Source organism: Neorhizobium sp. PAMB6716, from assembly GCF_058242805.1.
This window is the reverse complement of record NZ_JBZAYW010000003.1, coordinates 162960-178367: the sequence shown is the minus strand read 5'-3', so window position 1 is coordinate 178367 and position 15408 is coordinate 162960. Positions and strand designations below refer to the sequence as shown.

Genomic DNA, 15408 nt, shown 5'->3' with positions numbered 1-15408 from the left:
GTTGCGGGCCTGCCCTGTGATGACGATGCTCGCCGACAGATGGGGCGATGCTTGGATGAGAATCGGGCCGGGACAAGCCATGGCGACCCCTAGAATCACGGCCTTCCCCCTCCTCCGATTCTTCGCTAGAAGAACTTTGGCCCCGCGATCGGGCGTGTTTTTGGCGCGATTGTCAGCTGACAATTGAATCAAATCCCTGAAAACCCTGTATAAAATTCCTGCATCCGGACGGTTGACCAAAAACTGCTTGACGCCAACACAGACTCGGCCCCTATTTGCGATAACCTTACCAATTTACCGGGTTTTCCGTGAATGCCGAACAAGAACGCAATTGCCGACAAAATGAGAAAGCCAGAAACGCGTTCGATCGATGAGACGATCGGTAATGATTCCGCGATTTTGAGCGGGCAGTTGCAGATCCTTTTCGAAAAGCTGTTCTCGCCCAACGCCCGCAAGGAGCTGCGCCGGTTCAGCAGTACCGAAGTCGCACGCCTTCTCGGCGTCACCGACAGTTATGTGCGCCATCTGGCAGCGCAGGAAGAAACGGTCTCTTCCGAAAAGACGGCGTCCGGCCGGCGTACGTTTTCGCTGGAAGAGATCAATGCCATCCGCCGGCATCTCGGCAAGACCAAGCCCGCCTATCTGCCAGGCCGTCGCCCTGGCGACCATCTGCAGGTCATTGCCGTCACCAATTTCAAGGGCGGGTCCGGCAAGACGACCACCGCCATTCATGTGGCCCAGTATCTGGCGCTCCGCGGTTACCGGGTGCTTGCCGTTGATCTCGATCCGCAGGCTTCCATGTCGGCGATGCTTGGGTTCCAGCCAGAGTTTGACGTCAACGACAACGAGACGCTGTACGGCGCAATCCGCTATGACGAACATCGGCGCGCCGTGGACGAGGTGGTGCGGGAAACCTATTTCCCCGGCCTCGATCTGATCCCCGGAAATCTGGAACTGCACGAGTTCGAGCACGATACACCGCGCGCGCTCGCCGATAATGACCGCACCGATACCGACATGTTCTTCATGCGGGTGGGCAATGCGCTTGCCTCGCTTGACGATCGTTATGATGTGGTGGTGATCGACTGCCCGCCGACGCTCGGTTTTCTGACGCTTTCGGCTTTGTGTGCGGCAACCTCGGTTCTCATCACCGTACATCCGCAGATGCTGGATGTCGCATCGATGAACCAGTTTCTCGCGATGACGTCCGATCTTCTCGCCGTCGTCAAGGAAGCTGGCGGCAATCTGCAATACGACTGGATGCGCTACCTGGTGACACGCTATGAGGCCAATGATGGCCCGCAGGCGCAGATCGTGGCCTTCCTGCGCAGCCTGTTTAATGAGCGGGTGCTGACCTCGATGATGGTCAAATCCACCGCAGTCTCGGATGCGGGGCTGTCAAAGCAGACGATCTATGAGGCTGGTCGCGAAACCATGCACCGCCAGACCTACGACCGTGCTGTCGAGGCGATGGACGGTGTCAATGGTGAGGTCGAGCAGTTGATTCGCAGTGCATGGGGACGAGCATGAAGGGACGCGACATCCTGAAGGGCATGGTGGGCTCCACCGACCCGAAGAAGCTCGATCAGAGCCCGCAACAGGCTCACCGCCCGGCAGGTGCCGTGCGGGCGATGAACATGTCTCTCGGACGTCTCAACGAGGAAGCGGCGGCCGCCAAGGTGTTGCGCGAAACCATTGCCCAGGGCGACCGGGTGGTGGAACTTGATCCGGCGCAGGTGGAAGCGGCCTTCATCCAGGACCGCATTCCCGTACGTCTTGACGTGACGCTGGAGGCGCTGAAGGCATCCATACGCGAGAACGGTCAGCAGGTACCGATCCTTGTTCGTCCGCATCCGGACAAACCAAAACTTTACCAGGCCGCCTATGGTCACCGGCGTCTGCGCGCGGCAAGCGAGCTTGGGCTGAAGGTGAAGGCGGTCATCCGCCAGCTGACGGATGAGGAGCTGATCCTTGCGCAGGGCCAGGAAAATGGTCAGCGCGTCGATTTGAGCTTTATCGAGCGGTCGCTTTTTGCCCGGCGGATGGACGAGCATGGCTTTGATCGTGAAACGATCGCGCAGGCGCTGTCCGTCGACAAACCGGAAGTGTCCCGCCTGTTGCAGGTGGCGCAGGCGGTTCCGGACGATATTATCCTGGCTATCGGCCCGGCACCCAAGATCGGCCGGCCGCGCTGGCTGGCGCTTGCAGACCGACTGAAGACAGCGCCATTGGCGCGCAAGGCCATGACGCTGACATCGGCAGAGGAATTTGGCGCGGCAGACAGCAATGACCGGTTTGCCAGCCTCTGGGCCGCGCTGAACGAGGCAGCACCAGAGCAGAAGAGCAGGCTTTCCGATGAGCCGGTCAAGACCCGCAAGGGTGCCGTTCTCGCGACGCTGTCCCGCTCGGGCAGGGGGGCAAAACTTGCCATTCGCTCGCAGGCCTTTGCCGTTTTCATGGCGGAACGCATGCCGCAGCTGGTGGCGGAGTTCGAAGAACAGGACGCGCAGACATCGGGCGACTAGCCTGATTGTCAGCTGACAATGGCAGCCTGGTAACGAGGCAAGCCGGAATGACAAATCACAGGTTCAGTCCGCTCACCACGAACGGATTGATCACAGGCCACAATGAAACAGGAGATTTGAACCGCAAAAGAAAAAGGCCCCCAAGCGACTGACGTCGTGGAAGCCCTTCTCGATCTGTAGCAAGTTGAGAATCGCATTTCCCCGAATCGCTGTCAAGCTTTTACAGCCGTCTGTTTTGACGGGCCGGGATCTTTTGCCTGTTTGAAGGTGAAGGACAATGCAGACGCATGGAGTGACGACGCCCTTTGGGCGGCGTGGGGTTTCGCTTGCGCTCGTGAAAGGGCAAATGCAGGCGGAGGACATCCGCGCCGGCAAGGTGGTGGACAAATGGAAGCTGTTTCGCGATGTCGCGGAAGCGCGCGAAAAGCTTGGACTGCAGGATCGAAGCCTTGCGGTGCTGAACGCGCTTCTGAGCTTTTACCCAGAAACCGACCTTTGCCAGGAAAAGGGGCTCGTGGTGTTTCCCTCCAACGAGCAACTGAGCCTTCGCGCCCACGGCATTGCGGGAACGACGCTACGCCGGCATCTGGCAGCCCTGGTCGACGCAGGACTTCTCCATCGCCGCGATAGCCCCAACGGCAAACGTTATGTGCGCCGTCAGGCCGGTGGCGAGATCGAGCAGGCCTTTGGTTTTAGCCTGGCACCGCTTCTGTTGCGCTCGGAAGAGTTTGCCCATCTGGCACAATCGGTCGCTGCCGAACGGCGAGCGCTGTCGCAGGCACGTGAAGCGCTGACGATCTGCCGTCGCGATATCCGCAAGCTGATTACGGCGGCCATCGAAGAGGGCGCGTCCGGCAATTGGGATGTGGTCGAGAGCCATTATATCGCACTTGTGGCCCGCCTTCCGCGCCGTGCGGATCTCGCATCGGTGACCGCAATCCTGGAAGACATGCAGATGTTGCGCGATGAAGTGCTCAACATTCTGGAAATACAGCTTAAAAGCCAAAAAACAGACGCCAGTGCTATCCATTCTGGCTATCACATACAGAATTCAAAACCCGAATCCTTTAATGAACTTGAACCCGCTTTAGAAAAAAAGCAGGGCGAAAACCCGAATGCCAATAAGACACGGCAAGCCGGGACGACAGGGGAGGAGTGGGCAAAAGGGCCAGCCTCTGAAACCGATGCTGCAAACGATGGTGTTTCCATTTCTGGTTCCGGTTCCGGTTCCGGTTCCGCCGCTGACCCAGCCGGCGGGCGTAATAGGCAATTGCGCGAAAAACTTGCCGAGCGGTTAAAACCACTGCCCTTGCCGATGGTGCTGAAAGCCTGCCCGCAGATCCTCGATTACGGCCCGGACGGTGATATCCGCAGCTGGCGCGATCTTCTGGTCGCCGCCGTCGTCACCCGCTCAATGCTCGGCGTCAGCCCGTCGGCCTACCAGAACGCCTGCGAAATCCTCGGGGCTGAAAATGCGGCCATCGTCATGGCCTGCATTCTGGAACGGGCCGGGCAGATCAATTCCGCCGGCGGTTACCTGCGCGATCTGACGCGAAAGGCCGAACGCGGCGAGTTCTCGCTTGCGCCCATGGTCATGGCGCTGATGAGACAGAACGGCGGAAGTGAACGGAAAACCGGGTGAGGGGAGGCGGCTATCTTGCCTAGGCGCATCCAGTTGTACCGGTACGGGAGCGGCGATTTTTATGATGAGTTCAGGCAAGGATCTGGCACCTCATCGTTTTCCGGTGCGGCTTTTCAGGCGGACGGGCATTAGGTCAGGTTACGAGAAAGGCAAGATGTGGCGGTATCCGGTCACAGGTGCGCCTGTGGCCTTTGGGGCGGAGCAGTCAAAAGATGGCTTGGAATTTTATCGCGCATTGTTCAGAAAACAAAGGGCGTGCGCTTTCTTGTAAATTATCACCTGATACCGCGCATAGCCCTTGGTCTGGTCGATTGGAAAGCGAGTTTTGCCCAGGCTCTCGCCTCGGAACTGGCTTTGCTCCAGACCGCTGAGATCAATAAAAACGCGCGGATGCGCCTGATGACTGTCCAGCACAGAAAAGCGAGCCTGTCTCCATCTTCTTCAGGTCGCGGTTATACTGCGATCAAGAGTGACATAGATGCTTGCAGGGTTGAAGCAATGGCCGCCAATTCTCCTATCCGGTTTCAAAAAATCAGGTGAAAATGATTGTAACAGCCTTTTCTGCACGTTAATAAGTCCCAAACAACTTTATTGAGTGCCTGTGGGAGGGTAAACAATGTTTCCGGTTTTGAATTTTCCTGGGCTCCACCGGCGCCGGAGATTGTTGATCTCGACCGCTCTTGGACTTCTTGCAGTTCAGTCTCTGGATGTTGGTCACGCCCATGCCGGCAGTGTTTCGTGGTCCGGGGGAGCCGGCACAAGCGACTGGTTCACCGACAGCAACTGGGTATGGGACGGCCATGCGCCCACATCTGCGGATGATGCCCGGATTGATGCTCCAGGTGTCGTGGTCGGCACGGCAGGAGCGGTGAAGGACCTGCTCATTGGTGTAAGCGGTGTGGCCGACCTGACTTTGGAGGATGATCTGACCTCTAACAGTGTCACACTCGGTTACAATGCCGGCTCTTCCGGCACCCTTACGGTGTCCGGTGGGACTGCAAGCCTGTGGGCCAACAGTTCTGCCATCTATGTGGGCCATGGTGGAACAGGTGAGGTTGATATTCTGGACGGCTCTGCCGTTTCATCTGTTGATGTCTATCTGGGCTCGGCGGCAGATGGTGTCGGCACGGTGCGGCTGCAAGATGGCGCAGAACTCACCGCGACGGGCGCGATCTATGTTGGCTATGGCGGGGACGCAACCCATGGCGGCACGGGATATCTGCACATCTATTCCGGTTCCACTGTCACCAGTGCCAGCGCAAACATCGCGGACGGGAACAATACCCAAGGTACGGTCGTGGTTGATGGTACCGGGTCTCTCTTTGACAATTCCGGGACAATGGTGGTTGGCGGCGGCGGCCTTGGGTTGCTGACTGTGACGGATGGCGGTGCTGTCGAAACGGGGAGCCTCTCCATCGGCAGCCTTGCGACGGCATCCGGCAGCAAGGTGACGATTGACGGAGCAACGAGCAGCCTCACCGTTACCGGTGACGTCAACATTGCAAGCGCAACGGATGCAGAACTTGAGCTGAAAAACGGTGCTTCGGCAACCGTGGGAGCGGTCAAGCTCGGTATCACCACATCAGGGGATGGCAGTCTCATCGTTAATGATTCAGACCTTGACGTTACCGGCCGTGTTTTTGTCGGCCAGGAGGGAGAAGGCAAGCTTGAGATCACCAACACGGGCACCGTCGATGCGGCAGGCGCAATCATCGGCTGGTATGCGGGCAGTACAGGTGAAGCGACGGTCGATGGTGCCGGTAGCCGCTTTGATAATACGGCCGAACTCTATGTCGGCAATGAGGGGTCTGGGTCGCTTACCGTATCAGCCGGCGGTGTCGTCACCAGTACAGCCGGTTATGTGGGCACCGTCACAGGTTCAACCGGACAGATCACCGTAACAGGCGCCGGCTCGCGCTGGGACATGAGCAGTACTTTCATTGTCGGTTACCAATCGGCCACCGAAGGCGTCGTGACCATTTCTGCAGGGGGTGTGATCGACGGATTGCAGGGAACACTCGGCGATCTCTCCGGCTCTGAGGGGCGTATGACGGTGACCGGAACCGGCTCCACCTGGAGTGCGCACGTCGATCCGAACATTCAGTATTCCGGCGATCTGAACGTCGGCCGTTTTGGGGAAGGATACCTCACGATCGCAAGCGGCGGTTCGGTATCCGGCCGCATGCTTCATATCGGCAACGAAGCAGGGTCCTTCGGGCAGGTGACACTGACGGGTGCAGGCTCCAGCATCAATGTCACCAATCAATTGTCTGTCGGCCTTGAAGGAGATGGATCGCTGGTTATCAGCAACGGTGCTGTCATCCAGGCTGACCGGATCGTCATCGCCGGCGATGCCGCTTCCGAGGGTACCTTGACCATTGGCGCAGCAGCAGGCGCCATCAACACCAACAGCGTGTCCTTCGGCGATGGCACCGGCAAGATCGTTTTTGATCACAGCGACAACCACTACACGTTTGCGGCCGATGTCGACGGTAATGGCACCCTGGAATTTGATTCCGGCTCGACCTATCTGACGGGCGATTACACGGATTTTACCGGCAGCCTGCAGATATCGGGCGGTTTCGTATCTGTGGATACCGCGACGCTTTCTGTCGTGACGGATGTTGAGGCTGGTGCAACGCTTGGCGGTTCGGGAACGATGGGCAATGTCAGTGTTGCCAGTGGCGCCACGGTTGCTCCCGGCAATTCCATCGGCACGCTGACGGTGGCCGATATCAACTTCGCCTCCGGTTCGACCTATTCCGTGGAGATCGATCAGACCGGTGCGAGCGATCTTCTGCACGCGACGGGGATCGCCTCGATCAGTTCCGGGGCGCTGGTGCATTTTGAGCCAGAAAATGGCACGGATGATGGCAGCGCTTACACGATCGGCACCCGCTATACGATTATCACGGCGGATGGCGGCATCAACGGCACCTTCGGTTCGCTGACGGACAGCTTTGCCTTCCTCGACGGGGTCCTCGCTTACGATGCCAACAATGTTTACCTGACGCTTGCCCGCAACGGCGTGAACTTTGCAAGCCTCGGCAGAACCGGCAACCAGCGCGCCGTCGGCGCAGCCTTCGATGTGATGGCGACCGGTGGATCTCTTTGGAATGCCGTTGCAACATTGACCGATGCGGCAGTGCCCGGCGCCTATGATCAGCTCTCGGGTGAAAGCCATGCATCGCTTCGCGGCGTCCTTTTGGAGGATAGCGCATTTCTGCGCGACGGGCTCATGGACCGTCTTTCACAGGGCGACGGCACTGGCGGCCGCGGCTTCTGGATGTCGGCCTTCGGCGGTTGGCGTGACGGGGGAGGGGACGGCAACGCGGCCGATATTCGCCGAAACACCGGCGGCTTCGTTACGGGCCTCGACGGTGACCTGACGGATGGCTGGCGCCTTGGCTTGGCCACCGCTTACAGCCGCACCAGCGTTGATGTGGATGGCCGCTCAAGCCATGCGACCGCCGACAATTATTCGCTCGGGATCTATGGCGGCGGTGCTGTGGGAGGTGTCGATCTGCGGCTTGGCGGCAGCTATACGATGCATCAGATCAATACGGACCGAACCGTGGACTTCAACGGTCTGAGCAACAGGCTGAGCGCCGACTATGACGGTGGCACGGCACAGATATTTGCTGAGGCAAGTGTTTCGCTCGACGCAGGCGGTGTCGAATTTTCCCCGTTCGCCGGGCTGGCCCATGTGCGCACGCATACGGACGGTTTTGATGAAACAGGCGGGGATGCCGCACTGTCCGTCGCAGACAACCACGACGCCGTCACCTATGCCACCATGGGCTTGCGTGCTCAAACACCGCTTGAGTTTGCTGGCATGGCAGCCACTGTGCACGGTCAACTTGCCTGGCGCCACGCCTTTGGTGATGAGACGCCGGGGTCAATCAATCGCTTCGCGACGGGCGAAACATTCTCCGTTTCCGGCACCCCGATTGCCCGCGACGTTGCCCTTGTCGGTGCGGCTGTTTCTCTGCCCGTCTCCGATGGCGCAAGCTTTGGTCTGTCTTATGCAGCTCAAGCAGGAGAGGGGGACTGGCAGAACCAGATAAAGGCGCGGTTTGACGTCCGGTTCTGACGGTTTCGTGCCCGCTGTCACCAAGCGCGTGGTGCAGTGCGCCTGAGCGGGCAAGCTACATCTGAAAGAGTTGATGCGCATCGAGCCGATGTCGGCGCTGCCGCAGCTGGCAGCGGATATTGTGGATGGCCGTATCCGGGGCCGCGTCGTGCTGCGCATCGACGGCTGACCCCGGTTGACGCGTCCTCAGAGAGCGGAAAGCTTGCCGGTGGCGAGGAGAGCGATGATGGCAAGGCCGATGACAACGCGGTAATAGACGAAGGGCAGATAGTTGCGGGTGGAGACCAGCTTCAGAAAAAAGACGATCACCGCGTAGCCGACCACGAAGGAAATGAGCGTCGCAAGCGCCGTCTGGCCGGCACCCACCGGGTTGTCCTGCCCGATGCTTTTGAACAACTGGTAAAAACCGGAACCGAAAACGGCGGGCACTGCGAGCAGGAACGAATACCGTGCCGCCGCTTCGCGCGTATAACCCATCAGAAGGCCGGCGCTGATCGTGCCGCCCGAGCGGGAGACGCCAGGAATAAGCGCCATGGCCTGGGCAAACCCGAAAATGATGCCGTCGCGCCAGGTGAGGTGATCCAGCGTGCGCGCCTTGGTGCCGATCCGGTCGGCAAGGCCAAGGATGATGCCGAACACGATGAGCGCGGTTGCGGTGATATAGAGGTTGCGCAGGCCATGCTCGATCTGGTCCTTGAACAGCAGGCCGAGCACGACGATGGGCAGCGAGCCAAGGATGATCAGCCAACCCATGCGGGCGTCCTTAGCATCATGGGGTGCGCGCAGGACGGTCTGGCGCAACCATGCGGTGGCGATGCGCATGATATCCGACCAGAAATAAACGAGAACCGCCGCTTCCGTGCCGATTTGCGTGATGGCGGTGAAGGCTGCCCCGGGATCGGCCCCGGAGGGCAAAAATTCGCCGGCGATGCGCAGATGTGCGCTCGATGATACCGGCAGGAATTCCGTCAGGCCCTGTATCAGGCCCAGGATTGCTGCATCCGTCCAGCTTACCGTCATGTGGCAGTCTCTCCTATTGCCGGTCCTCTTCTTTCGGGGAAGGCCGGTTATTGCGCGCGTGTTCCTCCCGAACTCTCACCGCTCTTTTGTCAAAGGCGTTCCGCGATGGCAAGGAGCGCCGACAAACGACCGCCAGCTTCCGATCCGCCATCAGGGAGAACCGGTAGCGCCGTGACAAGGGAAATGCAGGTCAAGACAAAAATCATGCCTTGCTTTAGCCACGCGATTGATGCAGTGCCCCACGAAAGGCCTGTTGTTCCAAAAGATCCGGAAAATCCGGCATCGGAGCCGAAACCGGCGGGAACTGCTTGGTGTATTATAGTAAAGACATGAACGTGCGGGCCAAAATGACTGTCGCAATAGGCAAGCGGGTGGTGTTGCACTTTCCCGGCTTTGAGAAAATGACCACGGCCGGCCATCATGGCCGCTTCCTGCGCACAGCTGCGCAGATGGCAAAAGTTTGGGGATTTTCCGCCGATATAGGACCGCTTGCTGCCGATGCCTCGGGCGCAGGTTTTACCGTCGTTGCCGGATCGGACACTTGGCAGACGACCAGCCGGATCCACATCTGCGACCATGATACCCTTGTCGATGAACTCGCCGAACGCCCGCTGGTAAACCGCCTGCTGACCGGTTTCAGGAGCGCCGCACAGGTCGTTGTTCAAGGCGGGCTTGCCGGTTATTTCCGCCATGGCTGGCGGTTCGCGCTGTTTTTCTTTTTTCCATTCCTCCTGATGCTATCAGGCATCGGCATCAGTCTCGGTCTGGCCGCTCTGCCGCACTGGCTCTCCCTCGTGTACTGGCATTACCTCTGGAGCCTGCCGCTGGCAGGCGCCTTCTTCCGCTATGGCCTGCTGCCGTTTGCGGAGCGGTTTTACACGCTGCATCTGTTTTCGGATTGGGAAATGGCCGTCGCGGTTGCCAGTGGCAAGGCGTCGAGCGTGGAACGGTATCTTGAAGATCGTGTGGAGACGCTGCGGCGTGCGCTCGAGGTAGAGGCGGACGAATATGTCATCAGTTCGCACAGCATGGGCTCAAGCCTTGCCGTGCAGGTGCTGGGCATGCTGCTGGAACGGCAGCCGGATGCGCTTGCCGGCAAGCGCGTTGTGTTCGTCACGCTCGGCGGTGCCATTCTGCAATGTGCGCTCCTGCGCTCCGCAACGGACTTGCGTCGGCGCGTCGGCCTTATTGCGCGGACACCGGAAGTCTCATGGCTTGAGGTGCAGTGCCTGACTGATCCGATCAATTTCTACAAGTCGCGGGTCGTCGCCATCACCGGCCATCCATCGGCTCCGCAGGCAGCGCTTGTCACCATCCGCGTCAAGCACCTCTTGTCGCCGGAGCGTTACGCGCGCATCAAGCGCGATTTTTTGCGCGTTCACCGGCAATATGTGCTGAACGCCGACAGGAGGGGCTCGTTCGATTTTACGCTGCTGACGTCAGGGCCATTCCCTGCTGCACTGACCACCGATTATGCGGCCCGCTCGTTCCAAGACCTGGTCCCGGCATTGAATGCCGTGGAGAATGTATCAGCGCCCGGCGCTCCCTAAGGACGGGAAGGCGACGCCTTGAGGCGTCGCCCGCGTTTGTCAGAGCAGTTTTTCCAGCGTGATCGGCAGGTCGCGGACCCGTTTTCCGGTGGCATGGAAGACGGCGTTTGCAATGGCCGGCGCCACGCCGACAATGCCCACTTCGCCAACGCCCTTGCCGCCGAGCACGGAGGCTTCGAAATCCGGCTCTCCGACCGACAGGATCTCGATCAGCGGCACGTCGGCATTGGTCGGCACGAGGTAATCGCCGAGATTGTTGTTGACGACACGGCCGTTGCGCGGATCGACCAGCCCTTCCTCGAGCAGTGCCTGGCCGATGCCCATGATGATGCCGCCGCGCAGCTGGCTTTCGGCAAGTTTTGGGTTGTACAGCCGGCCGCAATCGAAGGCGGAGACGATGCGCGAGACGCGCACCGTGCCAAAGTCCTCATCGACGCGCACTTCGATGAAATGCGCGCCCCAGCTGTGGATGGAAAAGTCGCCGGCGGTCGGTCCGCGCACCTTGGCCATATGCGTCCAGGCTTTCTGTTTTTCCTCAGTTGTCGTGCCTTCGGGCAGGGTGTTGCGCTTCACTTCCAGGCTCTCGCGGCCAAGCATGGCCATCAGTTCGCCGATGCTCATCGATGGGCCGTCTTCGCGCGATGTTTTGATGTGGCCGTTCTCGATGATCAGCGTGTTGGCGCCGGACGTGGCAAAGGGCGAGTTCGGCTCGTTGAGCGCAAGCCCGATCAGTTCCTCGCGGGCGGCCTGTGCCGCCTTGTGGACGGCGCCGGTGATGGAGCCCGCCAGCATGGAGCCGCCGGCAACCGGCGCACCGGCAGACAGGGAATCGCCGAGCTTCACGTCGACCTGCTCGACGCCGACACCGAGCGCGTCGGCTGCCGTCTGGGCCACGATCGTATAGGTGCCCTGGCCCATGTCGATGCCAGCACTTTCCACCTCGACACTACCGTCTAAGAGGATGCGGATCATCGCCTCGCTGCTGTTGGTGAGGTTTGGAAACGTGCCGCAGCCGATGCCCCAGCCGATCAGGGTGCGGCCGTCGCGCATGGAGCGCGGGGCAGCGGTTCGATCCGACCACCCGAAACGCTCGGCGCCGGCCATCAGGGCTTCCCTGAGCTTTCGCGTCGACCACGGTTTACCGGACTGGTAATCGTGATCGGCATAATTGCGCAGCCGGATCTCCAGCGGGTCGATGCCGACGGCATAGGACAGCTCGTCGATGGCGCATTCGATGCCATAGGCGCTCGGGTTCTTGCCGGGTGCGCGCAAGGCGCCGGGGGTGACGGTGTTCACCTTGATCAGGCTCTGCTGCGAACTAAAGTTGTTCACCGCGTACATGATGGGCGTTGCAGCCCCGGTTGACTCGTGAAACTCCGCATAGGTCGAGGTTTCGTTGGCACCGCGGTGAATGACCGCCTGCAGTACGCCATCTGCGGAAGCGCCGAGCTTCAGCGTCTGGCGCGTCGACGCGCGTCCGCCATAGGCGGTAAACCCTTGCGACCGGGTGACGGCAAGCTTCACCGGCCGGCCGAGTTCCCGTGCCGCAAGTGCTGCCACCGCGCCATAAAAATAGGCGCCGCCCTTGGAGCCGAAGCCGCCGCCGATGAAGGGTGAGATGATGCGGACATTCTCGAACGGGATTTCGAACCATTCGGCATAGGTGCGCGCCATGCCATGCGTCCACTGGCTGGGCTCCCAGATCGTCAGCTGGTCGTCCTGCCAGCTGGCAATCAGGCCATGCGGCTCGATGGGCACGTGATATTCGCGCGGTGTACGGTATTCGGCCTCGATGGTGATGTCGGCGGCGGCAAAGGCTGCCTCCGGATCGCCCCACTCCACGGTCATCGGGTCGGTGACCTTGCCGGTGCCTGCCTCTGCGATGGTCGTGGTCGCCGGCGTTTCCTTGTACTTCACCGTGATCAGGCGTGCGGCTTCCCGGGCCTGCTCGAACGTTTCGGCGATGACGGCGGCCACCGCCTGGCCGTTGTAGTTCACCTCGGCGGGCAGCGGCAGGTAGGGCACCTTGTCCACACGGTTGCCGTTCCAGTCGGAGGCAACCATCATGTTGAACACCTTGTCCGGCGTCAGCACCATCAGCACGCCGGAAGAGGCTTCGGCGGCCACCTTGTCGACCGACACGACGCGGCCGGATGCGATGGTGGACTGGACAAGAACGGCGTGGACGAGGTTTTCGACCGGCTGTTCGAGCGCATAGGTCGCAGCACCGGTAATCTTGCGGCGGCCATCGAGACGGGCGACGTGGCGGCCGAGGCTGCCGTCGGAGGCATCGCCATGCTTTCTGGGTTCGATGAGGGTCATGCAAGGCCTCCAAGCGTCAGGATGGCGCGCGTGACGACACGCGGCACAAGGTCAATCTTGTAATGGTTGTCGCCGTGGGAAACGGCGCCCTCCGTGGCAAGCCGGCTTGCCTGAGCAACGGTGTCTTCGTCGAGCGTCTTGCCGATCAGGGCCTGTTCGATAGAACGGGCGCGCCAGGGTGTGGTGGCAACGCCGCCAAGCGCCACGCGCAGATCGCGGATCGTGCGTCCGTCTTCGTCCAGTTCGAGCGCAACGGCGGCGCTGGCTGCGGCAAACTCGTAACTCGCACGGTCTCGCACCTTCAGATAGGTGGAACAGTGCGCTGCCGGGGAGGCGGGGACAAAAAGTCCGGTGACGATCTCGCCGGGCTGCAGCACGGTTTCGACATGCGGCGTGTCGCCCGGTTCAAGGAAGAAGTCGGCAATCGCAATTTGACGATCCTGCAGTTCGACCACCGCATCGAACGCGATGAGGGCTGCGGCAAGATCGCCGGGATAGCTTGCGATGCAGTGTGGGCTCGTGCCGAGAACCGCGTGGTTGCGGGTGACGCCGCCAAGGGCTGAACAGCCGCTGCCGGGCTGGCGTTTGTTGCAGGCGGGAAATGCGCCGGGATCGCGGAAATAGGCGCAGCGCGTGCGTTGCAGAAGGTTACCACCGATGGTTGCCATGTTGCGCAGCTGCGGCGAGGCGGCAAGCGACAGCGACTGGGCAATCGCGGGAAAAGCGGCCTTGATGCCCTGATGATCCGCCACGTCGCTCATGCGGGCGAGCGCGCCGATGTGAAGACCGTCGTCTGTTACGCGGATATCATCAAGGCCCGAAAGGCGCCCGATATCCACCACCGCATCCGGCTCTGTTACGCCGCATTTGGCCAGATCCAGAAGCGTGGTGCCGCCGGCCATCAGCAGAACGCCAGCTTCCTTTGCCCTGAGGCTTGCATCGTCCAGCGAAGTCGCGCGCAAGTAAGTAAAATCTTTCATCGGGCTGCCTCCGCTGCCTGACGCACCGCGTCAACGATGGTGTTATAGGCTCCGCACCGACAGAGATTGCCGGACATGTATTCGCGGATTTCGGCGTCGGAGCCGGCATGGCCTTCGCGGATGCAGGCAACGGCCGACAGGATTTGGCCCGGCGTGCAATAACCGCACTGGAAGGCGTCGTGTTCGAGGAATGCGGCCTGAACCGGGTGCAGTTCGCCGTTCTCGCCGGCGATGCCTTCGATCGTGGTGATCTCGCAGCCTTCCGCCTGGACGGCAAGTGTCAGGCAGGAGAGAACGCGGCGGCCATCGACCAGCACAGTGCAGGCGCCGCACTGGCCCTGATCGCAGCCCTTTTTGGTGCCTGTGAGGTGAAGCTGTTCGCGCAGCGCATCGAGAAGCGTTACGCGTGGCTCCACCGCAAGGGCATGCGGTGTTCCATTGATGTCCAGCGTCAGGGGAATGGTTTGGGTCATGACGGCTCCTGATGGGAACGAAGAGGAAATGCGTGGGGGGCAGTTGGCGGGCGGCCCGTAAAGGTCGGCCGCGGGATGCGCGGAAACATTATCCATGACATCCGGTTGCCGGATGCGGTAAACAGTGAGAGCGCTCTACGTCATAAACGGAGGCGCCTCCGATTAACTTAGGGGTGTATGGACTGTCGTCAAGTCCCCGCCTTGCCAGGACCCGTTTTTTGTCTGCAGCAGAACCGATAAAACCTTCTCCCAGACCGCGCGCCGATGCGCTGCGCAACCGCGAGAAACTTCTGGAAGTGGCTGCTGGCGCTTTTTCGGCCCATGGCGTCGAGGCGTCGCTGGATGATATCGCAAAGCAGGCGGGTGTCGGGATCGGTACGCTCTACCGGCATTTTCCAAGCCGCGAGCATCTGGTTGAGGCTGTCTATCGTCGCGAACTGGAAAGTCTGGCGGCGGCGGCCGAAACCCTTGCCGCACGCCATCCGGCCGATATAGCACTTGAGGAATGGATGCGTCGCTTCGTCAGCTATATTGCCGCCAAGCGTGGCATGGCCGCAAGCCTCAAAGTGTTGATGAGTTCCAATTCAGGCCTGTTTGCCGATGGCGCAAGCCGCATTCGCGAGGCGCTGGAAAGTCTTCGTGCCAAGGCGGCCGCCGAGGGGCTGATCCGCGACGACATGGAAACGAGCGACCTTCTGCATGCGCTGTCGGGCATTTACTCGATGCCGGACCTTCCCGACTGGCGTGACCGTTGCCACCGCCTGATCGGGCTTTTGATGGACGGGCTTCGCACCCGCCGATAA

At 60.6% G+C, this 15408-nt stretch carries 12 protein-coding genes; 7 read left to right on the top strand and 5 right to left on the bottom strand.

Going from position 1 to position 15408, the window contains the following annotated elements; translation table 11 throughout:
• The first annotated feature begins 312 nt into the window (after positions 1-312).
• The 5 genes from repA (at position 313) to AC4CWH_RS25800 (ending at position 8260) form a co-directional block, all read left to right on the top strand.
• Positions 313-1530: a plasmid partitioning protein RepA gene (gene repA, locus AC4CWH_RS25820; RefSeq protein ID WP_491322364.1), complete on the top strand. Its 1218-nt coding sequence runs from the start codon at positions 313-315 to the stop codon at positions 1528-1530.
• Complete coding sequence (gene repB, locus AC4CWH_RS25815) at positions 1527-2525, top strand: plasmid partitioning protein RepB (protein ID WP_491322363.1); 999 nt, start codon at positions 1527-1529, stop codon at positions 2523-2525. The genes repA and repB overlap by 4 nt, the downstream gene beginning before the upstream one ends.
• Positions 2526-2802: 277 nt before the next feature.
• Positions 2803-4167 carry a plasmid replication protein RepC gene (repC, locus tag AC4CWH_RS25810; protein ID WP_491322362.1) on the top strand — a complete coding sequence of 455 codons (1365 nt, stop codon included), beginning with the start codon at positions 2803-2805 and terminating at the stop codon, positions 4165-4167.
• Between the two features lie 255 nt (positions 4168-4422).
• Entirely contained in the window at positions 4423-4707 is a 285-nt protein-coding gene (locus AC4CWH_RS25805) for a hypothetical protein (RefSeq protein WP_491322361.1), read from the top strand.
• 124 nt (positions 4708-4831) lie between these two features.
• A complete protein-coding gene (locus AC4CWH_RS25800) occupies positions 4832-8260 on the top strand; it encodes an autotransporter domain-containing protein (RefSeq protein WP_491322360.1) in 3429 nt (1142 codons plus the stop codon).
• A gap of 186 nt (positions 8261-8446) precedes the next feature.
• Here the strand turns inward: AC4CWH_RS25800 and AC4CWH_RS25795 are convergent, their stop codons facing one another.
• Positions 8447-9280: an undecaprenyl-diphosphate phosphatase gene (locus AC4CWH_RS25795; protein ID WP_491322359.1), complete on the bottom strand. Its 834-nt coding sequence runs from the start codon at positions 9278-9280 to the stop codon at positions 8447-8449.
• An 89-nt stretch (positions 9281-9369) separates the two neighbouring features.
• Positions 9370-9702 carry a hypothetical protein gene (locus tag AC4CWH_RS25790; RefSeq protein WP_491322358.1) on the bottom strand — a complete coding sequence of 111 codons (333 nt, stop codon included), beginning with the start codon at positions 9700-9702 and terminating at the stop codon, positions 9370-9372.
• On the opposite strand from AC4CWH_RS25790, the gene AC4CWH_RS25785 reads away from it, so the two are divergent.
• A complete protein-coding gene (locus tag AC4CWH_RS25785) occupies positions 9682-10830 on the top strand; it encodes a hypothetical protein (protein ID WP_491322357.1) in 1149 nt (382 codons plus the stop codon). The genes AC4CWH_RS25790 and AC4CWH_RS25785 overlap by 21 nt on opposite strands.
• A 39-nt stretch (positions 10831-10869) precedes the next feature.
• Here the strand turns inward: AC4CWH_RS25785 and AC4CWH_RS25780 are convergent, their stop codons facing one another.
• The 3 genes from AC4CWH_RS25780 to AC4CWH_RS25770 are packed head-to-tail and all read right to left on the bottom strand — an operon-like array spanning position 10870 to position 14605.
• Positions 10870-13152: a xanthine dehydrogenase family protein molybdopterin-binding subunit gene (locus AC4CWH_RS25780; protein WP_491322356.1), complete on the bottom strand. Its 2283-nt coding sequence runs from the start codon at positions 13150-13152 to the stop codon at positions 10870-10872.
• The gene (locus tag AC4CWH_RS25775) at positions 13149-14132 is read right to left on the bottom strand and encodes an FAD binding domain-containing protein (RefSeq protein WP_491322355.1); all 984 of its coding nucleotides are present in this window, start codon (positions 14130-14132) and stop codon (positions 13149-13151) included. Before AC4CWH_RS25775 ends, AC4CWH_RS25780 begins: the two co-directional genes overlap by 4 nt.
• On the bottom strand, positions 14129-14605 hold the full coding sequence (locus tag AC4CWH_RS25770) for a (2Fe-2S)-binding protein (RefSeq protein ID WP_491287877.1): 477 nt from the start codon (positions 14603-14605) through the stop codon (positions 14129-14131). The genes AC4CWH_RS25775 and AC4CWH_RS25770 overlap by 4 nt, the downstream gene beginning before the upstream one ends.
• Positions 14606-14823: 218 nt before the next feature.
• On the opposite strand from AC4CWH_RS25770, the gene AC4CWH_RS25765 reads away from it, so the two are divergent.
• Positions 14824-15408 (top strand): TetR/AcrR family transcriptional regulator, encoded by a 585-nt coding sequence (locus AC4CWH_RS25765; RefSeq protein WP_491322354.1) that lies wholly within the window; start codon positions 14824-14826, stop codon positions 15406-15408.